Source organism: Nocardia aurantiaca (assembly GCF_009708175.1).
GTDB classification, from domain to species: Bacteria; Actinomycetota; Actinomycetes; order Mycobacteriales; family Mycobacteriaceae; genus Nocardia; species Nocardia aurantiaca.
In genome coordinates, this window is the sequence record NZ_WMBB01000012.1 from 53,295 (window position 1) to 74,053 (window position 20,759).

The 20,759-nt window shown below is 68.2% G+C and carries 16 protein-coding genes; 10 read left to right on the forward strand and 6 right to left on the reverse strand.

Translation table 11 applies throughout. From position 1 onward, the window contains the following. Window positions 1-70: 70 nt before the first annotated feature. The 5 genes from GLP40_RS24565 to GLP40_RS24585 all read left to right on the forward strand — a co-directional run bounded on the left by GLP40_RS24565 (window position 71) and on the right by GLP40_RS24585 (window position 4,705). Window positions 71-1,129 carry an MlaD family protein gene (locus GLP40_RS24565; protein WP_154790366.1) on the forward strand — a complete coding sequence of 353 codons (1,059 nt, stop codon included), beginning with the start codon at window positions 71-73 and terminating at the stop codon, window positions 1,127-1,129. Beyond that, the gene (locus tag GLP40_RS24570; RefSeq protein ID WP_154790367.1) at window positions 1,126-2,082 is read left to right on the forward strand and encodes an MlaD family protein; all 957 of its coding nucleotides are present in this window, start codon (window positions 1,126-1,128) and stop codon (window positions 2,080-2,082) included. The genes GLP40_RS24565 and GLP40_RS24570 overlap by 4 nt, the downstream gene beginning before the upstream one ends. Before the next feature lie 23 nt (window positions 2,083-2,105). Next, window positions 2,106-2,687 (forward strand): hypothetical protein, encoded by a 582-nt coding sequence (locus GLP40_RS24575; protein WP_154790368.1) that lies wholly within the window; start codon window positions 2,106-2,108, stop codon window positions 2,685-2,687. A gap of 263 nt (window positions 2,688-2,950) precedes the next feature. Continuing rightward, the gene (locus tag GLP40_RS24580) at window positions 2,951-3,847 is read left to right on the forward strand and encodes an LLM class F420-dependent oxidoreductase (protein ID WP_154790369.1); all 897 of its coding nucleotides are present in this window, start codon (window positions 2,951-2,953) and stop codon (window positions 3,845-3,847) included. Between the two features lie 51 nt (window positions 3,848-3,898). Next, window positions 3,899-4,705 carry a nuclear transport factor 2 family protein gene (locus tag GLP40_RS24585; protein ID WP_328290607.1) on the forward strand — a complete coding sequence of 269 codons (807 nt, stop codon included), beginning with the start codon at window positions 3,899-3,901 and terminating at the stop codon, window positions 4,703-4,705. Here GLP40_RS24585 and GLP40_RS24590 read toward each other — a convergent pair. Together GLP40_RS24590 and GLP40_RS24595 are read right to left on the reverse strand one after the other, a co-directional pair. Next, on the reverse strand, window positions 4,702-4,929 hold the full coding sequence (locus GLP40_RS24590; RefSeq protein WP_154790520.1) for a hypothetical protein: 228 nt from the start codon (window positions 4,927-4,929) through the stop codon (window positions 4,702-4,704). The genes GLP40_RS24585 and GLP40_RS24590 overlap by 4 nt on opposite strands. A 130-nt stretch (window positions 4,930-5,059) precedes the next feature. Then, window positions 5,060-6,070, reverse strand: coding sequence for an AraC family transcriptional regulator (locus GLP40_RS24595; RefSeq protein ID WP_154790371.1), 1,011 nt, complete (start codon window positions 6,068-6,070; stop codon window positions 5,060-5,062). 70 nt (window positions 6,071-6,140) lie between these two features. On the opposite strand from GLP40_RS24595, the gene GLP40_RS24600 reads away from it, so the two are divergent. The 3 genes from GLP40_RS24600 to GLP40_RS24610 all read left to right on the forward strand — a co-directional run bounded on the left by GLP40_RS24600 (window position 6,141) and on the right by GLP40_RS24610 (window position 9,071). Further along, the gene (locus GLP40_RS24600) at window positions 6,141-7,634 is read left to right on the forward strand and encodes a flavin-containing monooxygenase (RefSeq protein ID WP_154790521.1); all 1,494 of its coding nucleotides are present in this window, start codon (window positions 6,141-6,143) and stop codon (window positions 7,632-7,634) included. A 381-nt stretch (window positions 7,635-8,015) separates the two neighbouring features. After that, the gene (locus tag GLP40_RS24605) at window positions 8,016-8,594 is read left to right on the forward strand and encodes an Rv3235 family protein (protein ID WP_154790372.1); all 579 of its coding nucleotides are present in this window, start codon (window positions 8,016-8,018) and stop codon (window positions 8,592-8,594) included. 135 nt (window positions 8,595-8,729) lie between these two features. Continuing rightward, the gene (locus GLP40_RS24610) at window positions 8,730-9,071 is read left to right on the forward strand and encodes a histone-like nucleoid-structuring protein Lsr2 (protein WP_154790373.1); all 342 of its coding nucleotides are present in this window, start codon (window positions 8,730-8,732) and stop codon (window positions 9,069-9,071) included. A 119-nt stretch (window positions 9,072-9,190) separates the two neighbouring features. Here GLP40_RS24610 and GLP40_RS24615 read toward each other — a convergent pair whose 3' ends face one another. Further along, window positions 9,191-12,706 carry a BTAD domain-containing putative transcriptional regulator gene (locus GLP40_RS24615; RefSeq protein ID WP_154790374.1) on the reverse strand — a complete coding sequence of 1,172 codons (3,516 nt, stop codon included), beginning with the start codon at window positions 12,704-12,706 and terminating at the stop codon, window positions 9,191-9,193. 266 nt (window positions 12,707-12,972) lie between these two features. On the opposite strand from GLP40_RS24615, the gene GLP40_RS24620 reads away from it, so the two are divergent. Further along, a complete protein-coding gene (locus GLP40_RS24620) occupies window positions 12,973-13,197 on the forward strand; it encodes a hypothetical protein (RefSeq protein WP_154790375.1) in 225 nt (74 codons plus the stop codon). 17 nt (window positions 13,198-13,214) lie between these two features. Here GLP40_RS24620 and GLP40_RS24625 read toward each other — a convergent pair whose 3' ends face one another. After that, entirely contained in the window at window positions 13,215-14,510 is a 1,296-nt protein-coding gene (locus tag GLP40_RS24625; RefSeq protein ID WP_154790376.1) for a M20 metallopeptidase family protein, read from the reverse strand. Window positions 14,511-14,707: 197 nt separating this feature from the next. Here GLP40_RS24625 and GLP40_RS24630 point away from each other — a divergent pair, with 197 nt between their 5' ends. Beyond that, window positions 14,708-17,287: an ATP-dependent Clp protease ATP-binding subunit gene (locus GLP40_RS24630; protein ID WP_154790377.1), complete on the forward strand. Its 2,580-nt coding sequence runs from the start codon at window positions 14,708-14,710 to the stop codon at window positions 17,285-17,287. A 167-nt stretch (window positions 17,288-17,454) separates the two neighbouring features. On the opposite strand, the gene glpD is transcribed toward GLP40_RS24630, so the two are convergent. Then, window positions 17,455-19,131 carry a glycerol-3-phosphate dehydrogenase gene (glpD, locus tag GLP40_RS24635; RefSeq protein ID WP_328290608.1) on the reverse strand — a complete coding sequence of 559 codons (1,677 nt, stop codon included), beginning with the start codon at window positions 19,129-19,131 and terminating at the stop codon, window positions 17,455-17,457. A gap of 54 nt (window positions 19,132-19,185) precedes the next feature. After that, window positions 19,186-20,712: a glycerol kinase GlpK gene (glpK, locus tag GLP40_RS24640; RefSeq protein WP_154790378.1), complete on the reverse strand. Its 1,527-nt coding sequence runs from the start codon at window positions 20,710-20,712 to the stop codon at window positions 19,186-19,188. Window positions 20,713-20,759: the final 47 nt, after the last annotated feature.

Consider the following 20,759-nt stretch of genomic DNA (forward strand, 5'->3'; position numbering starts at 1 on the left):
AATCGGACGTCGGCACATCACGATCGACACAGCGTCTTCCCGTCATCCCGGCGTGCCTGTGGTGGCCGGGATGACCAGGGGGCGGGTCAAGCGGGCCGGTGCCGCCGTGCTTGTGGCCGGGCTGCTGGCCGGGGCGGGCGGATGCGCCTTCGATCCGTCGGCGCTGCCGGTGCCCGGGACGACCATCTCCGGTCCGACCTATCGGATCCACATCGAATTCGGCAATGTGCTGAATCTGCCCGCGAAGGCGAAGGTCGTCGCCAATGGCGCCCAGGTCGGGTCGGTGAGCGGTGTGCGCGTGGTGGATTCGGCGCATGCCGGCGGTCGCGGCGGCTATGTCGTCGTGGACGCCGATATCTCGTCGATGGTGCAGTTGCCGGCCACCACGGTGGCCGAATTGCGGCAGAACACGGTGCTGGGCGACATCCACCTGGCGCTGACCACGCCGCCGGACGGGTTCTCGTCGCTGTTGCAGGATGGCGGGACCATCGGCCAGGACCACACACGACCGCCCGTGCAGCTCGAGGACACCATGGCCGCGCTGGCCGCCTTCACCCAGGGCGGCGCGGTCAACCAGTTGCAGGACATCATCAACCGGTTCAACGCGGTACTGCCCCGCGACCCCGAGGAGACCCAGAGGATCGCGCAGAACGCGGCCGGGAACGCGGTCGATCTGGCGGCGAACCTGGACCAGGTCGACAAGCTGCTCGACGGCCTCGGCGTGAACGCCCAGGTGTTGCACGACCGCGTGGACTTCCTGGACCACGAGCTCAGCCCGGAGTCGGTGGACGCCATGACCGCGGCCACCGCTTCGATCAAGGGCGTCACCCAGATCTTCGCGGTGCTGGGGCAGCTCGGCCAGTCGTTGGTGTGGCTGGCTCCGCTGGCCGGTGCGCTGGATCCGGTGACGCGGGCCTTCGCGCCGCTGGCGCTCTCGGGTCGCCCGCTGGATCTGTCGCAGCCGTCGAACCTGTCGGCACTGGTCTCGCTGTTGCGGGACAAGCTGATTCCGTTCGTGGAGAACGGACCGAAGGTGAATGTCACCGGTGTCAAAGCGGATTCGGTGTCCGGCGACGACCAGGTCACCGCCATGCTGGCCGGGCTGCGCATGATCGGAGCGGTGCGATGAGGTGGGGTGCGTTGGCGTCGCTGGGCGGTATCGCGGCCGTGACCGTGGTGGGCGCGAGCTATCTGACCTTCGGCGTGGTGCGGGCGGATCCGTTCGCGCACTACACCGACGGCTCCATGGTGATAGCCGATTCCGGTGGCGTGGGTGTGGGTTCGCCCATCCTGCTCACCGGCATGAAGATCGGCACGATCACCTCGGTGGACTCCACCGCGCGTGGCGTCGAGGTGGGCTTCCGCATCGACGGCGACCGCAGGCTGCCCACCGACAGCGACATCACCATCGAGCAGCTGTCCGCGCTGGGTGAGCCGTTCGTGGAATTCCGGCCCCGCACCGCGGGCGGCCCGTATCTGAAGGACGGTCAGCGCCTCGACACCGCCGCGGTGAAGTCGCCGCTGTCCATTCCCGAGGTGTCACGGCTGGTCAACAAGGTCATGAACCAGCTCGATCCGAAGGTGGCGGCCTCGCTGGTGAGCACGCTGGGGGTGGCCTTCCACGACACCGATTCGTCCATGCCGACCCTGACCCGGGCGGGCGATCTACTGGCCGCCGCCATTATGAGCCGCGAACCCAGAATCGCTCAGCTACTCAACAGCTTCCAGGTCGCGGCCTCGAATATCGATGGCATGAGCGAGGCGACCGCGACCGCGGCGCCGGCATTCGTCCAGTTCGAGCAGTCCCTCGAGGAACTCATCAATGCCGTCGGCAAATTGGTGGACCGTGCCCCCGGCCCGCAGGCCTATGTATCAGGCAACGGGTTGGCGCCCTTCCTGTCCCGGCTGACCGACTGGTTGCGGCACGCCGGACCCGAATTGCAGGCCCTCGCGCCCCAGCTGCGGCCGCTCGCCGATGCGGCGGGCACGGCCGGGCGGCAGCTCGATATCAGCAGCTTGATCTCGCAGGCGCTCGCGTCCACCGGTGACGGTGCCGTGCGCGTGCAGGTCGGCGTGAAGTAGCAGTATCAGCAAGGAGCAGACCCATGTCTCAGAACACCGAACCCACACCGCCGGTCGATCCGGACCCGGCGCCGGCCCGGGGCAAGACGGTGCAGCTGAAGGTCTCGACCCTGGTGACCGCCGTCGCGGCGGTGCTGCTCGTCGGCGCCCTGGTGACCGTCACCGTCCTGTGGCAATCCGCTCGCGGTGACCTGAGTGACCGCGACGGCCAGGCCGCCAATGACAAGCGCGCCGAGCAGGTGGCCTCGAACTACGCCATGGGCGCCGCCGATCTCGACTACTCCGACTTCAACGCCTGGACCGCGCGTCTGAAGTCCAACACCACAGCGGCCTTGGCGAGCAAGTTCGACGCCACCTCCTCGAAGCTCCAGGAGATCCTCGTTCCGCTGAAGTGGACCTCGAGCCCGACCCTGCTCAGCTCACAGGTCATCACCCGGGACAACGGCGTCTACAAGGTGAACGTCTATCTGAACGTCAACTCCACCAACGCTCAGAACCCCGACGGCGTCCTCACCACCATCTACTACACGGTGAACGTGGACCCGAAGAGCGACTGGAAGGTCACCGACGTCGGAGGCATCGACCTCCCGCTGCCCAAGCGGTAGTCGTTTTCGGGGCGCGGATGGCCGGCTGCCGAGCCCATCGCGCGGAAATGGTGGCGGTCACAAGGATTCGAACGTCGGCGGCGGATGTCGGGAGATCAGCGGCTCGGGCGCGTCCGCGAACGTGAGACCGACGAGCAGCGCCGCCGCGGCGACAGCCGCCGCGAGGACCCTCCTCGAGCACGCACGCCTTCGACCGTGCGAGCGCGATGCCGGGGTTGCGCACTCGATCATGGGGCAGACTGTATTGCGCACGAACACAAGGCATGTCGTCCCGACAGGAGGAGTCCGGCGTGGAACTGGGCCTGCACTATTGGAGTTACTCGCAACCCCCCGAAGCCGACCGGATCGCGCTGACCCTGGCGCATACCGCCCGCATCGCCGAGCAGGCCGGTTTCGCGCAGTTCACGGTCATGGACCACTACTTCCAGATGGAGCATCGCGGCACCGCCGACGAACCCATGCTGGAGGGCTACACCACCCTCGGTTACGTGGCCGCGCTGACCGAGCGCATGCGGCTGGGACTACTGGTGACCGGCGTGATGTACCGGTACCCCGGCCTGCTGGCGAAGATCGTCACCACCCTGGACGTGCTGTCGGGCGGCCGGGCCGAACTGGGCATCGGCGCGTCCTGGTACGAGCGGGAGCAGCGCGCGCTCGGCGTGCCGGTCGTGCCGATGGCCGAGCGGTTCGCGCGGCTCGAGGAGACGTTGCAGATCTGCCTGCAGATGTGGGGTCCGGACAACGGGCCGTACAAGGGCGAGTACCACCAGCTGGCCGAGACCCTCTGCGTGCCCGCGCCTTTGAGCCGGCCGCGGCCCCCCATCCGCATCGGCGGCGGTGGTGAGCGCAAGACGCTGCTGCTGGTGGCGCGCTACGCGGACGCCTGCAATCTCTTCGCGAGCGGCGCCGAGGAGGTCGCGGCCAAACTGGCGGTGCTGCGGGCGCATTGCGAGGCCGAGGGCCGCGACTACGATGCCATCCGCAAGACCGCGGTGTACGTGGCCCCCGACGTCCTCGACAATCCGGAGCGGGTTGTCCGGGACGCCGAACAGTTGGCCGCACTGGGCATCACCGAACTGGATTTCATGCCCGATCGAGACCCTGTCGTGTATGCGACCGAGTTCTCCGAACGCCTGCTTCCGCGTCTGACGGCCATATGACCGGTTCGGTTCGGTATCATCGCGCGCGCTGACGAACACCTGGAGGACACCGTGCCCGCGAATCCCACTGCCGCCGAACTATTGGCGACCGTAGCAGCTTCACCGCGGGCGGTCGGTGCGCACGACAAGACCGCCTGGGTGGGCCTTTTCGCCGACAACGGCAGCGTCGAGGATCCGGTCGGCTCGCGCCCGCATGTCGGGCGTGCGGCCATCGAGCGCTTCTACGACACCTTCATCGCGCCCAACGGCATCGTCTTCGACGTGACCGATGACGTGGTGTGCGGTATGACGGTCTTCCGCGATCTGACCATCGCCACCACTATGTCCACCGGGGTCACCCTGCATGTGCCCATGCACCTGCGTTACGACCTGGCCGAGGTGGACGGGGCATTGAAAATCCTTGCCCTGCGCGCACACTGGGAGTTGGCGGGCATGATCGGCCAGCTCCTGGGATCGGGCCTGCAGGGCCTACTGGCCGGGGCCAAGCTGGGCCCGCAGCTCATCGGCAACCAGGGCATCGGCGGGGCGGTGGGCTTCATGTCCGGCCTGCGCGGGGTCGGCGCGGCGGGCAAGCAGGCCGCCGGGCGGCTGCTGGATGCCGTGGCCGCCGGTGACTCGTCGGGTGCCCGTGCGGTTCTGGCCCCGGTCCCGCGCCTGGAGTGGGGCGTCGACGGGGCCATGTCGCTGGAGGACTTCACCACCAGGGTGAAGGGTCTGCGCTGGGGCAAGACCATTGCCGCCGGTCACACGGTGACCGTGTCGGTGGAGACCCGCGAGGGCCACGGCATCGCCGAACTCGACTTCGCCGATCGTGGGCTGCGCATCGAGTCGGCGCGAATCTTCGTGCGGACGAGCTAATCCCGGAGTCCGGCGATCTCCGCCAGCGGATTGCTCCCACTGAACGTGGTGCCCCCGGCCGCGCCGACGACCTTCCCGTGCACGCTGATCAACCACTGGCCGCACACACAGCGCAGGTACCGCACCCCGCGATGCGAGGAGACAGCAGTGGGGGAGGGCCAAGCGCAAGAAGGGCATTCGGCGATCATCAGGACATCCTGGACGCGCGGCCGCGACTTGACCATGATCGACACGCGGCAATCCGCAAATCAAGTGCAAGCGTGGGGCGGCGGAGCGGTCTCGCGCGACTCGCCGTGCATGATTTGCCAATGGGCCCACCGGAACTCGAAGGCAGTCCGCTGATACACCCTGTGGTCAGCCCGTTTTGCCCCTGCGCACCGCGGTCGGCGTTACACCCCACCAGCGCTGACAGCAGCGTGTGAACACCGACTGTTCCGATAACCCGATAAGCGAGGCCACCTGGCTCATCGGCATATCCGTGGTGGTCAGATAGCGTCGCGCCTCGGCGCGCCGCACCTCGTCGAGGATCGCGGCGAAGGTGGTGCCCTCGGCCGCCAGCCGCCGCTGCAGAGTGCGGGGATGGATGGTGAGCAGCCGTGCCACGGCGTCGATTTCGGGGGCGGCGGTGCCGAGCAACTTCTGCAGGGTGGTCCGGACCCGCGGCGTGAGGGCGGTGGCTCCGTCGCCGGACTGCTCGGCCAGGAAGGCCAGGGCCAGCCGATGCAGGTTCTCGTCACCGCCGGAGAGCGGCCGGTTGCCCAGGCCGGCCGGTACCCGCAGCAGCGCGGCCGGGCGCTCGATACGCACTGGCGCGCCGAAGAATTCCTCGTATGCCTGGATCGGGGCGGCGGGGCGATAGGGGACTTCCACCGAGCGCAGCCCGTAGCGGTCCTCGGCCAAGCGCTGAATCGTCCTGTGCACGAACGCCAGTCCGAGATCGGTGCCCTGCACGGGGGTGGGCAGGCCGGGCGCGGTGACGCCGTAGCGCAGAGCGATGACGCCGCGATCGCCGTACGGGTCGGGTTCCATGGTCAGGCTGAGTGAGCGGGCGTGCACGAACAGGTAGCGCGAGGTGCACTCCAGGACCCCGGCCAGGGTGGTGGCATTCCGGATGGCCAGTGCCAGCGGGCCCAGCATGTCCAGGTCCTGCCGCCACGCCATGCGCAGGCCCAGATCCGGGCAGTCGAGCCGATGCGCCGCCAGCTCCAGGACCGCCCCGACCGCGTGATCGGGGACCAGGAGATCGTCGGTGTCCAGGGCCGCGAGGGGGAGTCCGCACGCGGCGGCCAACTCCTCGGCGTCCCCGCCGAGCTCGGCCACGGTCGCGCGGAAACCTCGCAATCCCGCGGATCTGATCACAGACATGTCGCTCAGAATCAAATACTTGTCGCGCAGAGTCAAGGAACCGGATGGCGGACACAACAAACTGGAGGGCATGAACGCCGCGCAACCCCTCGCTGAACACCTCGACGTCGTCATCGTCGGAGCCGGGCTCTCCGGCATCGGCGCGGCGTATCGACTCCAGGCCGAACAGCCCGGCCGCAGCTACGCCGTCCTCGAGGCGCGCGACGCGCTCGGTGGCACCTGGGACCTGTTCCGCTACCCGGGCATTCGCTCCGACTCCGACATGTTCACCCTCGGTTACCCGTTCAAGCCCTGGCGCGACGCCAAGTCCATCGCCGACGGGCCGTCCATCCTGCGCTACATCGCCGAGACGGCCACCGAGAACGGCATCGACAAGCACATCCGATACGGCACCAAAGTCGTTGGCGCCGAATGGGACAGCGGTGAATCGCGGTGGACGCTGACACTCGAGCGGCCCACCGCCGACGGCATCGATCGCAGCACGCTCACCTGCGGTTTCCTCTACTCCTGCTCCGGCTACTACAACTACGACCACGGCCACTCGCCCGAGTTTCCCGGCGTCGGGGACTTCGCCGGCACCGTGGTGCACCCACAGTTCTGGCCTGAGGACTTCGACTACACCGGCAAGCGCGTGGTGGTCATCGGCAGCGGCGCGACCGCGGTCACCCTGGTCCCGGCCATGGCCGAGCAGGCCGAACTGGTAACCATGCTGCAGCGCAGCCCCACCTGGATCTCCGCGGTCCCCGGCCGCGACAAGGTGGCCGATCGGATGCGCGAACTGCTGCCGCCGAACCTGGCGCATCGGCTCATCCGCACCAAGAACATCCTGTTCAATATCGGCTTCTACCAGTACTGCCGTCGCCGTCCCGAGGCCGCCCGCAAGCTGCTCACCGGGCTGACCACGCGAATCCTGAAGGACGAGAAGCTCGTCGCCGAGCACTTCACGCCCGAGTACAACCCGTGGGATCAGCGGCTGTGCGCGGTACCCAACGCCGACTTCTTCAAGGCCATGCGCAAGGGCAAGGCCGAGGTGGTCACCGATCACATCGAAACCTTTGTGCCCGAGGGCATCCGGCTGCGGTCCGGCCGGGTGCTGGAGGCCGATGTGGTGGTGACCGCCACCGGCTTGCAGTTGCTCGCCTTCGGCGGCATCGACCTGGTGGTGGACGGCGCGCCGGTGAACCTGTCCGACCAATTCGTCTGGCAGGGCACCATGCTGACCGGCGTGCCCAACTTCGCGGTCTGCATCGGCTACACCAACGCCTCCTGGACGCTGCGCGCCGACCTCACCTCGCGGCTGGTCTGCAAGGTGCTGGGATTCATGGACCGCAACGGGTACAGCGCCGTGGTCCCGCAGCCGCAGCGCACGCTCGAGGAGCGGCCGCTGCTGGATCTGGCCTCCGGGTACATCCAGCGGTCCATCGGTGACTTCCCGCGCCAGGGCGATCGGCATCCGTGGCGGGTGCGGCAGAACTATCTGCTCGACACCGCGACCGTCATGCGGACCGACCTGAGCAAGACGCTGCGACCGGTGGCTCCGGCCAAGGTGCTCGAACGCGTGTGAAACGCGGGAGGTTCGCCGGCCGGCATGGCGAGGATCGTCTCCCAGCGGTCCATGCGGCCGGCGGACACGGCGGTGTCCGCCGCGCTCTTCGGAGCGGTCGGCGGATCCTCGCCGCCGGCCGATCAGCCGTCCCCGCCGCGCCCGCCGATTCGGCGACCCTGATCGCGGCCCACGGCATCGGCGATCGCATTCCGGCGGGCGTGGATCCGTCGCTCCGTCGCCCACCGGCCCGCTGCTCTCCCCATCCACTGATCTGCTCGGGCGGGCTCGCCCTGCTGGAGTAGCCCCGAAGGGGTGCGAAGACCGATTCCCGGTCGTTCGCGCCGGGCTCGAGTGCCATGCTGGCGCGGTATGGGAGCCACCGAGTCGAGGGGAGGGGCCGTGGCGTCGGAACATGGATTCCTGCTGCCCGCACCGCGGTTCGAGCCGCCGCTGCAACGGTGCCGCCGGGGACCGGAGCCGGATCGCCGCGCACCGGATCCCGGTCCGCACCGGCTACCCGCCGCGACTTCCGGCCGTGCGCCCGGCTGCCGGAATCGGGTGGACCGCAAATCGACGTCCCGGTCGTCGGGTCCGGCCGGTCTGCAACGGGTTCTGCGTTCTTCGCACGCTGTGAAAACCCGAGACAGTGATGAATGCAACACCGCGGCAAGGCAATTCGCCGGGCAGGCATTGCGTGTGGCGCTGGAGGTGCTGGACGGCCGCCGCCCGCCGGGCCAGCTGAGCCCGCTGGCCGAGCCGGCGGTGGTGGCCTCGGTGCGCACGCTCGCCGGTGCCGGTCGGCTTCCGGGGCGCGAACTCGGGAGCGCCACCCTCACCAGGGTGTATGTGATCATGGCCGAGCCCGGGAAGGCCGAAGTTTGCGCGGGTTACGATCGCGGCGGCCGACATTTCGCGCTCGCCGCCAGCATTGTCCGCGGTCGTTCCGGGTGGCGCCTGGCCGCATTCCGGGTGTGCTGAAGACCAGCCGGTCTCTGCGGTAATAGCAGAATAGTCTGGTGGCGCCTAATTCGATTCGTGCCTGGTTTGAATCCTGCATCCCGCGGCATTAGCATTTCGGCGAATAGCGGCACCTCACACGTGGAAGGGCAGTCGATGGCGAAGAAAGTCACCGTAACGCTGGTTGACGACTACGACGGCGAATCGAAGGCCGACGAGACGGTCTTTTTCTCGATCGACGGCAACGACTACGAGATCGACCTGTCGAACAAGAACGCCGGCAAGCTGCGGGAGGCCCTCGAACCATGGACCGATAAGGCCCGCAAGGTCGGTCGTTCCAAGCGCAAGGTGGCCGCGGGCGGCCGCACCCGTCCGGCGGTGGATCGCGAGGAGAGCACCGCGATCCGTGAATGGGCGCGCGCTCAAGGGCACCAGGTTTCCTCGCGCGGCCGTATCCCGGCCGAGATCGTCGACGCTTACCAGCGCGCCAAGAATTAACCAGCGCAAATCCGGCGCCGGGAATTCGGTGGGAGTCGAGAGCCCGCGGGCATCGGCTCCAAGCGCGGGAAGATGGAGCGACATATCAGGCCAATGGCGCGATCCGGATTTCTCGTGCATCAGGCCACGCGCAGTAGTGCGGCCCCGCAGTCGGGAAGTTCCGCTCGAATCCTTTCCAGCAGGCGTTCGGCGTGGTCGTGATGCGCCGCGGCCGCCTCGACATCGCCCAGGGCGGCGGCCAGGGCCGCCAGGATCGAGTCCATCGGGCCGAACTCGGTCATCCCGGTTTCGAGGCCGATCAGGGTCCCGCTGTGCGGGGCAAGGTATTCGTAATGCCGTCGAATTGCTGGAATGTCGCCGAGCTCGATGGCAGCGACCGCCCGCAATGCCGACATGAGGACCGGATAGAAGCCCGCCGCAATCGGATCCGAATCCTCGTACACGCCGCGTGCGCGCTCGCGCTGTCCGTCCTGCAGCAGGGCGAGCGTGTAGGCCGGAGCCGACGCCGCGGGCAGTGCCGCATAGGCGTTCGCGAGCCGATCCACCAGCCCGCCCAGTTCGCCGCGCGCCCAGCCGATCGAGAGCGCGCAGAACAACTCCGCCTCCGCGTGGTTGGCCACTCCGGAGAGCCGGGTGCGGGTGGTGAACCGGTGATATAGCTCATCGGCCAGATCGACGTTCCCGCGCAGCAGCTTCATGGTCGCGGCGAAACAGCTGATCATATCCAGCAGCGGCTGCAGCTGGCCCTCGTCGGCGAACTCCACGGCCGCGGTGGCGCGCCGTCCCGCCTCCCGCAGGTCGGCCCGGGCCACCGCGGCGCGATAGCCGAGATAATGCGCGAGAGCGCGGTACTCGGCCAGGCCCGCGGCAGTGGCCACCCGCTCCAACTCGGTGACCAGGGCCGCGAACTCCGCGTCGTACTCGCATGCCAGATAGGTGACCGCATTGATGGCGGCGCACAGTAGTTCGGGATCACCGGTGCGGCGGGCCACCTCGAGGGCCCGCCGGGCCAAGACGCGACCCGACGCGGACTCCATCAGCCCGGTTTCGAAGGTGGCCGCGACCAGCAGACGCGCCAGATCGACCTCCGTCGCGCCGCTCGAATCCTGTTTCACCACAATGACTTCAGCGCCCTGCCGGGCCGGTGTCCACGGGCCGGTGGGGTCGGATACGAGCAGGGCCAGGGTCGATGCGCCGACGCCATGCCGGGCCAGGGCTCGGGCCAAGCCCCGACGCATGTGCTGATCGGGCCTGCGCCAGTTGCGAATTGCCCAGATGATCGGGGCGCGCCAGCAGGTGAGAGCCTGGACCAGCAGGTCCGGATCGTCCAGCTGTTCGGCGAGGGTGAGCGCCCGATCGCGTTCGACACGGGCCTCCCGGGGGCGATTGTCGTAGGCCAGCGCGGTGACCAGCGCACAGCGGGTGCGCAGCAGCGCGATGCGGTCCGCGGTGGGTGCGTGGTCGGCGTCGTGGCGGGCCAACCGGTGCAGGTCCACCGCCGACCGCAGCAGCCGCGCACTCGCGTCGCGCATCCCGCGGCCGGCCCGGCGCTCGGCGGCGCGTTCCACGTATTCGATGGCGCGCGGGGCGGTTTCGGCGGTGGCACCCTGTACGGCGTGCCGCGCCAGCACATCCGGATCTCGTGCCACCGCGGGATAGGAATCGGCCTGCTCTTCCAGCAACTCCAATGCCGCCCAGTGCATCCGCCCGCGCCGCAGCGGCGGAATGCTCAGATACACGGCGTCCCGGATCAGCCCGTGCTCGAACCGAATGCTTCCGCCGCTGCTCGACCCCACCAGTCCCGCCGCCTCGGCGGCCGCCACCAGGTCGATCACGGCGTCCTCGGCCAGCCCCGCCGCCGCGCTCAGAATCGCCAGATCGACGCTCTCGCCCCAGATGGACAGCTGCCGCAGCACCTCGGCGACCCCGTCGGGCAGCTGGGCCACCCGGTCCTCGATCAATTCCCGGATCGAATCCGGCACCTCGTCCAGACTTCCCTGCGCGGCAGCCGCTTTCGCTACCTCCCGGACGAACAGTGGATTGCCGCCCGTCCGCCGATACAGCTGGTCGAGGGCTTCGACGTCGATCCCCCGCAGCCCCGCAGCCTCCGCGGTACGCCGGGTCCCCTCCAGATCCAGCCCGTACAGCTCTACCCACGCCCCGGTGTGCTGCGCCAGCGCCGCCACCGTATTGTGCGCTGCCGCACCGGCTTCCGACCGCCGCAGTGTCACCACGATGAGCACGGCATCATCCCGCAGCCAGCTCACCACCTGCCGCAATACCTGCAAGGTCCCCGGATCGGCGCGCTGCGCATCCTCCAGCAGCAAGGCCACCGGCGCGGAAGCGGCCGCGCGCCTGCACTTTTCCGCGATGACCCGTGCCAGCGTGAACGCGTCTTCCTGCCCGGATGATCCCGACTCCGTTGTGATCGGCGACGCCGCGGCGGGAACCGAGCCAGGCTCGGCCTCGTCGAGGGTGGTGAGGATCTCGGTCCAGGCCCAGGCCATGGGTGCGCCGTCGATCTCGGGACAGGTGCCGGTCGCCGTCGTCCAGCCCGCGGTGGCCAGCGTCGCGAGAGTGGCCTCCGCGAGCACGGTCTTGCCGATGCCGGCCTCCCCGGCCACCCATGCGACCCGCAGCCGCCCGGCCCGCGCCGTCTCGGCGGCATTCAGCAGCTCGGACAATTCGGTGATGTAGCCGGTGGCGCGATGGGATTCGCCGACGAGGGAGTCCGCTGTCGTCGACGTGGCCGACGGTGGTGTCGCGGCGGTCTGCGAGGGTGCGGCCGGACCCTTCGTCGCCGGGGCGGGGTCGGCCGGGTGACGGTCGTGGGCGGGCAGCGGTGGTGTCCGGGTGAGAGTGGCGGAATGGTTGAGGATGGCTGTCTCGAGTTGGCGGAGGGCAGGGGAGGGGTCCACGCCGAATCGGCCGCCGAGGAATTCACGGGAGCGGCGGATGGTGGTGAGAGCCTCGAGCTGCTGGCCCAGCTGGTATTGGGCGAGGGCCAGGAGACGGACGATCTCCTCCCGGCCGGGGTGGTCCTCGAAGAGCTGGCGGAGTTCGCGGACCACCTCGCCGGAACGGCCGAGTTCCAGTTCGGTGCGCGCACTGTGTTCCACCGCGGTGAGGTAGAGGTCGGTGAGCCGGTCGGCCTCGGCGATGGCCCAGTCCGCGTCGGAGAAGGCCTCCAGTGCGGGGCCGTGCCAGAGCGAGAGAGCGGTTTTCAGCAGGGCGTTGCGTTCGGCCGGGTCGGTGCGAATCTCCGGATTGCTGACCAGTTCCTGATAGGTCCGCAGTTGCTGCTCGAAATGCCAAGCGTCCACGGCGTTCTCGGGGATCTTCAGGGCGTACCCCGATGATTCGGACACGATGAAGCGGGACGGCGCGCGGCGCGGGCGCTGCGGTTCGAACAGCCGCCGCAGATTGTGTATGTGCACCTGCAGCACCGCGGCGGCCTTGGGCGGCGGACGTCCGGACCACAGGTCGTCGATCAGCCGTTCGGTGCTCACCGCCTGGCCGTGTGCCACGATGAGGCGGCCCAGCACGGCGCGCTGCATGGGGGTGCCGAGAGCGGTGTCGCGGCCGTCGACGGACAGGTGCAGGGGGCCGAGCACTCTCAGCTCCGCGCCTGCCATCGTTGTCCTCCTGCGACCGGAAGCGAACTGGACGTTCGCCGCGAGAAGAGCACTATCCCTCAAAAATCTGGAGATGCCAAAAGTTAGCCGAATGGTTGTCGAACAGTTACTGCGGTACGCCGCCGCAAAGAAGACCACGTGGTACGGATGAGCATCTTCAATGCTCACGGCGCGAACGCGTCGGCCAACCCGGCCGGAAGTGAACCGCAAGAGGTAGGGAGAATACTTCTGACTGGAAGCGACCTTGACGTTGAGGGGTGGTTGATATGAAGCGTGTGGATTTCCCCGGGGGTCTGGGTGCGACCGGCATCGAGCCCGAGGACGCCGGCATGTACCTGGACCGCGACGGTGACATCTGGGAGAAGCAGGAGGACGGCTGGCGCCTGATCCTCCAGCGCGGCGTCTCGGTCGACCCGATGTCCCTGTGGGATTGGACCGAGGGCCACGTTCGCGATTACGCGCCGTTCATGCCGGTGGTCGCCGGTCGCTGATCAGCCGCCGTCGCTATTCATTGCGGCACAGTCTTTTTCGGCGTCAGTGTGCCGGTCAGATGGTCGTAGGCCACCTGCGCGTGCAACCGTACTCCGGTGACGAGTGTGTCGTCGTCGGCGTAGAAGTGCGGGTTGTGGTTCATGAAGAGCCCGCGCCCGCCCGGCACGGGTACGGGCATGCCCACGGCGTCGAGCTGCGCATCCTGCACCCCCAGCGTCACGTACAGCCCGCCGTACCTGTTCACGAACTCCGAGACGTCGTCGTACCCGAGGGTGGCCCCGGTAGGCACCACCCGGTCGTCCCCGGCCACCCGCCTGAAGGTGGGCAGGCCCGCGTCGATCCACTTCTGCTCGTTGTGCAGCGCGGGCACATCCTGGAGGAAATCCACTGTGGCCGAACAGTTGTAGGCGGCCGCGGTATTGGTTGCGAGCGTGCGCAGCCGCTGCCGCACCTCGCCCATGTCGTGCTCCAGTGCGCACCGGATGGTGCCCCACAGCGTCACGGTCTGGCCGATGATATTGAACCGCCCGACGTCCTCGATGTGCCCGATGCTCACGGTGACCGGGTCGAAAGCGCTGACCTGCCGATAGAGCTGCCCGATCCCGGTCATGATCGCACCGGCCGCCGGCATCGGATCGATGCCCATCCACGGTGTGGACCCGTGTACCTGCTGCCCTGTGATGGTGATCTTGGCCAGGCAGGACGCCCCGAACTGGTTTCCGACCCGATACCCGATGTAGCCCTTGGGATACGGCGTGACGTGGAATCCGAAGGCCATGGTCGGCGCCGGATCGTCGAGCGCGCCCTCGGCGAGCATGGCGCGCGCACCGCCCTTTTCGCCCACCGGCGGTCCCTCCTCGGCGGGCTGGAACACGAAAAGTACTGTGCCGGGCAGTTTCTCGCGAACGCCCGCCAATACCGTGGCCGCGCCCAGGAGCATCGCGGTGTGGCAGTCGTGCCCGCAGGCGTGCGACACCGGGAACGGTCCGCCGGGATACCGCTGATCGACCACGTGCGAGGCGAACGGCACCCCGCACAGATCCGGCACCGGCAGCGCGTCGATATCCGCGCGCAGCGCGACCACCCGGTCGCCGGGCTCCCCGCCGCGCAGCACACCGACCACCCCGTGCCCGGCGATGCCGGTGCGAACCTCGTCCAGCCTCAACGACTTCAGATGTTCGGTGATGAACGCGGCCGTATCGACCTCGCGATTGGAGAGCTCCGGATACTGGTGCAGGTGTCGCCGCCAGTGCACGACCTGTCCGGCCACCGCCGCCGCGCGGGTATCGAGATCGTCGTGAATGGCGCTCATCAAAACTCCGTTCGGTCGGTGCTGCGACGGCGTGGCAAGGGCCAACCCGATCCAAAACAAAGTCGTTACGGCCATTTGCCGTGCGCGCCGAGGCTACTACTGTGGACACCGAGTTCGCTATCCGTTAGCTGACGCGTCGCCCGACTTCTTGTCCATCCGAGTCCTGCCGTCGCGTCACCCGAACCCGCGAGGTGATAATGACTCAGGGTTGGCCCAGTTCGATGGGATCGTTCGACTCCTTCGACGACATCTTCAACCGATTCTTCGGATCCGGAATGTCGCGCCAGCCACCGGTGCAGCGCATCGATCTGAGTCGATTGCTGAGCGAGAGCGCCAAACAGGTCGTGGACTCCGCCCGCCAGGCCGCCCACGACTGGGGCAGCGCCGAGATCACCCCCGAGCATCTGCTCTACGCGGCCGCCGCCATCGAGCCGTCCAAGAGCATCATCGCCGAAATCGGCAGGGACCCCGAACAACTGCGCAAGCAGATGCAGGCCGCCGCGGGCAGCGGCGTCGGCGCGCACGGCGCCGGCCACGCCTTGGTCCTGAGCCCGGCGGCCAAGCTGGCCCTACGCAATTCGCAGCGCGGCGCCGCCGAGGCGGGCAGCAGCTACATCGGGCCCGAGCACATCCTGCTCGGGATCGCGGGCCTACCCGACAGTCCGGCCGCCCAGGCCCTCGCGGGCGCGAAGATGCCGGCCGCCCCGACCGCCAAGGAGCCCTCGGACACCCCGACCCTCGACGAGTACGGCCGCGACCTCACCGCGGAGGCCCGCGCCGGCAAGGTCGACCCGGTGGTCGGCCGAGCCGAGGAGATCGAGCAGACCGTCGAGATCCTGTCGCGGCGGCGCAAGAACAATCCGGTGCTGATCGGCGACCCGGGCGTCGGCAAGACCGCCATCGTGGAGGGCCTGGCCCAGCGCATCGTGAATGGCGATGTCCCCGAGACGCTCGCCGACCGCCGCGTGGTCGCCCTGGACGTGAGTTCGATGGTGGCGGGCAGCAAGTATCGCGGCGAATTCGAGGAGCGGCTCACCAAGGTTCTCGACGAGGTGCGCGCGCACTCCGACGAATTGGTGGTATTCATCGACGAGCTGCACACCATCGTGGGCGCGGGCGGCGGTGGCGAGGGCTCCATGGACGCGGGCAATATGCTCAAGCCCGCGCTGGCCCGCGGTGAGCTGCACGCCATCGGCGCCACCACCATCGACGAATACCGCAAGTACATCGAGAAGGACGCGGCGCTGGAACGCCGCTTCCAGCCGGTTATGGTGTCCGAGCCGTCGGTGTCCGACACCATCGAGATCCTGCGCGGCCTCGCCGACGTGTACGAGGAGCACCACCAGGTCCGCTACCTGGACGAGGCGCTGATCGCGGCGGCCGAACTGTCCGACCGCTACATCACCGACCGCTTCATGCCGGACAAGGCCATCGACCTGGTGGACCAGGCGGGTGCGCGCGTGCGATTGCGCACGCGCACACCGGATCCCAAGGTGCGTGAGCTGGAAGAGAGACTGGCGCGCCTGAATCGGGAGAAGGACGCGGCGGTCGCCGGCGAGGACTACGAGAAGGCCAAGACGATCAAGGCCGAGATCGCCAAGCTGGAGAGGAAGACCGCGGACGAGGTGGATCGCACCGAGATACCGACGGTGGAGATCACCGATATCGCCGAGGTGGTCTCGCGCCAGACCGGCATCCCGGTCGCCGACCTCACCACCGAGGAGAGGGCGAAACTGCTGAAGCTGGAACAGGATCTGCATCGGCGGGTGGTGGGCCAGGAGGAGGCCATCGTGGCGGTGGCCGAGGCGGTGCGGCGCGCCCGCGCCGGCCTCAAGGATCCCCACCGGCCCATCGGCTCGTTCCTGTTCCTGGGCCCCACCGGCGTCGGCAAGACCGAACTCGCGAAAGCTCTGGCGGAGGCCGTGTTCGGCGACGAGGACCGGCTCATCCGCTTCGACATGAGCGAGTTCCAGGAGAAGCACACGGTCTCGCGACTGGTGGGCGCGCCGCCCGGATACGTGGGCTACGACGACGCCGCCCAGCTCACCGACAAGGTGCGCCGGCAGCCGTATTCGGTGATCCTGTTCGACGAGGTCGAGAAGGCGCATCCGGATGTGTTCAATGTGCTGCTGCAGCTGCTCGACGACGGCAGGGTGACCGACTCCAAGGGCCGCACGGTGGATTTCAAGAACACCATCGTCATCCTCACCAGCAATATCGGCTCCGATCTGATCCTGTCCGCGAAGGACGGCGACCTGGACTCGGTCACGCCACAGCTGGAGGAACGGCTGCGCAAGCAGTTCCGGCCGGAGTTCCTCAACCGGCTCGACGAGCAGATCGTCTTCCACCGGCTCGACAAGTCGCAGCTGCGCACCATCGTCGATCTGGTGCTGGACGGCACCCGGCGCCGGTTGCACGCACAGGACATCGCCCTGGACGTCTCGGACAAGGCCATGGATTGGCTGGCGGACAACGGCTATCAGCCCGAGTTCGGCGCCCGGCCGCTGCGCCGGACCGTGCAGAAGCAGCTGGACAACGCGCTGTCGAAGAAGCTGCTCGAGGGCGCGCTGGCCCCCGGTGACACGGTGCGCATCGATGCCGACGACAACGGCCTGCAGATCGAGGCGATCCACCACAAGATCACCGAGGAATCGGTGATGACCGTGGGCAAGGGTGGCAAGGGCAACAAGCCGGATACCAAGCAGACCGGCGGAAATGGCCACGGCAAAGGCGACGCCAAGGCCCCCAGAGGGAAGACGTCCTCGGGCAAGAGCTGAAGGATGACCGAAAAGTGCCGCGCCGGAATCGATTCCAGCACGGCGCTTTTCGTGAAACGAATGGTTCCGGCGCGGCGCGGAGATCCTTCCGCGACCCGCGAGCCACGGTTCCTATGGGTGCTCGAGGGAGGGGCCCTCGAACCTCCTGATCGCCGCGTGAGTGGAGATCAGCCGACGGCGACCATTCGAGCGGCGTTGGCCGCCTCGTCGTCCTTCGCCTCGTTCGCGGCCAATTCGGCGTGCACGCGGTCGAAGTAGCGGTTGATCTCCGCGTTGGTGCGCTCGTCGTCCCAGCCCAAATGCGGGGCGATGAGGCGGGCGATCTCCGGGGCCGCCCGCAGGCCGCGGTCGGGCACCTCGATGGAGATGCGGGTGCGGCGGGTGAGCAGGTCGTCCAGGTGCAGCGCGCCCTCATGGGTGGCGGCGTAGACGGCCTCGGCGGCCAGGTAGTCCTCGGCGCCCGGAATCGGTTCGCCCAGTGCGGGAACCGCGGCGATGAGGTCGAAGATCTCCTCGGTCAGCGAGCCGTAGCGGCCCAGCAGATGCGCCACGGTCTCGACCGGCAGTCCCGCCCGCGCCGCCACCTCGGCGATGCCGTCCCGCATGCCCTGGTAGCCGACCGCGCCCAGGATCGGCAGGTTCGCGGTCACCGACGGCGGGACATCGCCGCCCAGGCGCTCGGCGGCGGCATCCACCACGTCGGCGGCCATCACGCGGTAGGTGGTATACTTGCCGCCCGCGATGACGAACAGGCCGGGGGCCGGCTCGGCCACGGCGTGCTCGCGCGAGAGCTTGGAGGTCTCCTTGGACGCACCGGTCATGAGCGGCCGCAGGCCCGCGTAGGTGCCGACGATGTCGGCGCGGGTGAGCGGTTCGCGCAGTAGCGAATTGACGTGGTCGAGGATGTACTGCACATCCGCTGCGGTCGCCGTCGGGTGGTTCTTGTCCAGCGACCAGTCGGTATCGGTGGTGCCGATGATCCAGTGCTCACCCCACGGGATGACGAACAGCACGGACTTCTCGGTCTTCATGGCGATGCCGGTGCTCATGTCCAGCCGCTCGCGCGGCACCATGATGTGCACGCCCTTGGACATGCGCACGTGGAACGGGAAGTCCACGCCGGTCATCTTGATCATGTCGTCGGTCCACACACCGGTCGCCGAGATCACCGTCCGGGCCCGGATGCTGTGCTCCAGACCGGTTTCCAGGTCCATGACCCTCGCGCCCACGACCTGCTCCCCGTCGCGCAGCAGGCCGGTGACCCTGGTACGGGTCAGCACGGTGGCGCCGTGCCGGGCCGCGGTGCGGGCGACCATCATGGTGTGGCGGGCATCGTCGACCTGCGCATCGTAGTAGCGGATGGCGCCGGTCATGGCGTCTTCCTCGAGCGCCGGCGCCAATTCCAGTGCCCTGGAACGGCTCAGGTGCCGGTGCATGGGCACCGAACGCGCGCCGCCCATGGTGTCGTAGAGGGCGATGCCGGCGCCGATGTAGAAGCGCTCGTAATGCTTCTGTAGCGGAAACAGGAACGACACCGGGTGCACCAGATGCGGGGCCAGTGTGTTGAGCAGCAGTCCGCGCTCCTTCAAAGCCTCACGGACCAGCGCGAAGTCGAACTGTTCCAGGTAGCGCAGGCCGCCGTGGATGAGCTTGGAGGACCGGCTCGAGGTACCGGCGGCGAAATCGCGCGCCTCGACCAGGGTGACGGACAGCCCGCGCGTGGCGGCGTCGAGGGCGGCTCCCGCTCCGGTCACGCCACCACCGATCACGAGCACGTCGATTTCGGTGTCGCCGAGCGAATCAATCGCCCGGGCGCGGTAGGCGGGATCCAGTTGTGCGGACACGAAATACTCCTTGCTATCGGTGTTTTCAGACTGGTGGGGCGCAGTGGTCACCGGTCAGTCCTCGTCATCGAGATCGACCCAGTCGAGGGTGCGCGAGACGGCCTTGCGCCAGCGCGCGTAACCGCGCTGTCGCCGCTCCTCGGTCATGGTGGGCTGCCAGTTCTTGTCCTCGTCCCAGTTGGCGACGAGTTCGTCGGTGTCGCGCCAGAATTCGACCGCGAGACCGGCGGCGTAAGCGGCGCCCAGCGCGGTGGTCTCCGAGACCACCGGACGCGACACCGGCACGCCGAGGAAGTCGGCCTGTATCTGCATGGCGAGTTCATTGGCGGTGACGCCGCCGTCGACGCGCAGCGTGTCGAGGGTGACCCCGGAATCCTGCTGCATGGCCTCGACCACGTCGCGGGTCTGGTAGCAGATGGATTCCAGTGTGGCCCTGGCGATATGGGCATTGCTGCTGTAGCGCGACAGGCCCACGATCACGCCGCGGGCGTCGGCGCGCCAGTAGGGTGCGAACAGTCCGGAGAAGGCCGGCACGAAGTAGACCCCGCCACTGTCGCAGACCTGACGGGCCAGCGTCTCGACCTGTTCCGCGCGCGAGATGACGCCGAGCTGATCGCGCAGCCACTGCACGGCCGAGCCGGTGACGGCGATCGAGCCCTCCAACGCGTACACCGGCTTGTCGTCGCCGAACCGGTAGGCGACGGTGGTCAGCAGACCGTGCTTGGAGCGCACGATCTCGGTACCGGTATTCAGCATCAGGAAATTCCCTGTGCCGTAGGTGTTCTTGGCCTCGCCGGGCCGGAAGCAGACCTGGCCGACGGTGGCGGCCTGCTGGTCGCCCAGCACGCCCGCGATCTTCACCGCGCCCTTGAACGGGCCGTCCGGATGGGTGGTGCCGAAGCCCTCGGGATTCGACGAGGGCGCGATGCGCGGGAGCATGGTGCGCGGCACCCCGAACACGGCGAGCAATTCGTCGTCCCAGTCCAGGGTCTCGAGATCCATGAGCATGGTGCGTGAGGCATTGGTCGGATCGGTGATGTGCGCGCCGCCGCGGACGCCGCCGGTGAGGTTCCAGATGATCCAGCTGTCCGGGGTGCCGAAGAGGGCGTCGCCTTGCTCGGCGTCCTCGCGCACGCCGGGGACATAGTCGAGGATCCACTTCAGCTTGCCGCCGGAGAAGTACGGTGCGGGCGGCAGTCCGGCGCGTTCGCGAATGAGATCGCCCTGGCCGGTTTTCTCCAGCTCGGCCGCGATGCGGTCGGTGCGGGTGTCCTGCCAGACGATGGCGTTGTAGTAGGGACGTCCGGTGCGGCGGTTCCACACGATGGTGGTCTCGCGCTGATTGGTGACGCCGACGGCGGCCAGGTCGCACGCCGTGAGGTCGGCTCCGGCCAGGGCGCTCTTGATGACGGTGCGGGTGCGCTCCCAGATCTCGTCCGGATTGTGTTCCACCCAGCCGGCCCGCGGGAGAATCTGCTCATGCTCGAGTTGATGGCGGGCAACCACATTGCCGCCGTGGTCGAACACCATGAATCGCGTGGAGGTCGTGCCTTGATCGATGGCTCCGACGTACTGCGTCATCACGGTCCTTTCCGGGAGCTCGTCGTCGAGTCCGTTTGCCGGGGTCC

Excerpts from the sequence above, each read along its gene's own strand:
- GLP40_RS24615 (WP_154790374.1), bottom strand. The coding sequence starts at position 12,706 with ATGGCAGGCGCGGAGCTGAGAGTGCTCGGCCCCCTGCACCTGTCCGTC.
- GLP40_RS24630 (WP_154790377.1), top strand. The coding sequence starts at position 14,708 with ATGACTCAGGGTTGGCCCAGTTCGATGGGATCGTTCGACTCCTTCGAC.
- GLP40_RS24625 (WP_154790376.1), bottom strand. The coding sequence starts at position 14,510 with ATGAGCGCCATTCACGACGATCTCGATACCCGCGCGGCGGCGGTGGCC.
- GLP40_RS24600 (WP_154790521.1), top strand. The coding sequence starts at position 6,141 with ATGAACGCCGCGCAACCCCTCGCTGAACACCTCGACGTCGTCATCGTC.
- GLP40_RS24570 (WP_154790367.1), top strand. The coding sequence starts at position 1,126 with ATGAGGTGGGGTGCGTTGGCGTCGCTGGGCGGTATCGCGGCCGTGACC.
- GLP40_RS24575 (WP_154790368.1), top strand. The coding sequence starts at position 2,106 with ATGTCTCAGAACACCGAACCCACACCGCCGGTCGATCCGGACCCGGCG.
- GLP40_RS24580 (WP_154790369.1), top strand. The coding sequence starts at position 2,951 with ATGTCGTCCCGACAGGAGGAGTCCGGCGTGGAACTGGGCCTGCACTAT.
- GLP40_RS24590 (WP_154790520.1), bottom strand. The coding sequence starts at position 4,929 with ATGGTCAAGTCGCGGCCGCGCGTCCAGGATGTCCTGATGATCGCCGAA.
- GLP40_RS24565 (WP_154790366.1), top strand. The coding sequence starts at position 71 with ATGACCAGGGGGCGGGTCAAGCGGGCCGGTGCCGCCGTGCTTGTGGCC.
- GLP40_RS24620 (WP_154790375.1), top strand. The coding sequence starts at position 12,973 with ATGAAGCGTGTGGATTTCCCCGGGGGTCTGGGTGCGACCGGCATCGAG.
- GLP40_RS24610 (WP_154790373.1), top strand. The coding sequence starts at position 8,730 with ATGGCGAAGAAAGTCACCGTAACGCTGGTTGACGACTACGACGGCGAA.
- GLP40_RS24595 (WP_154790371.1), bottom strand. The coding sequence starts at position 6,070 with ATGTCTGTGATCAGATCCGCGGGATTGCGAGGTTTCCGCGCGACCGTG.
- glpK (WP_154790378.1), bottom strand. The coding sequence starts at position 20,712 with ATGACGCAGTACGTCGGAGCCATCGATCAAGGCACGACCTCCACGCGA.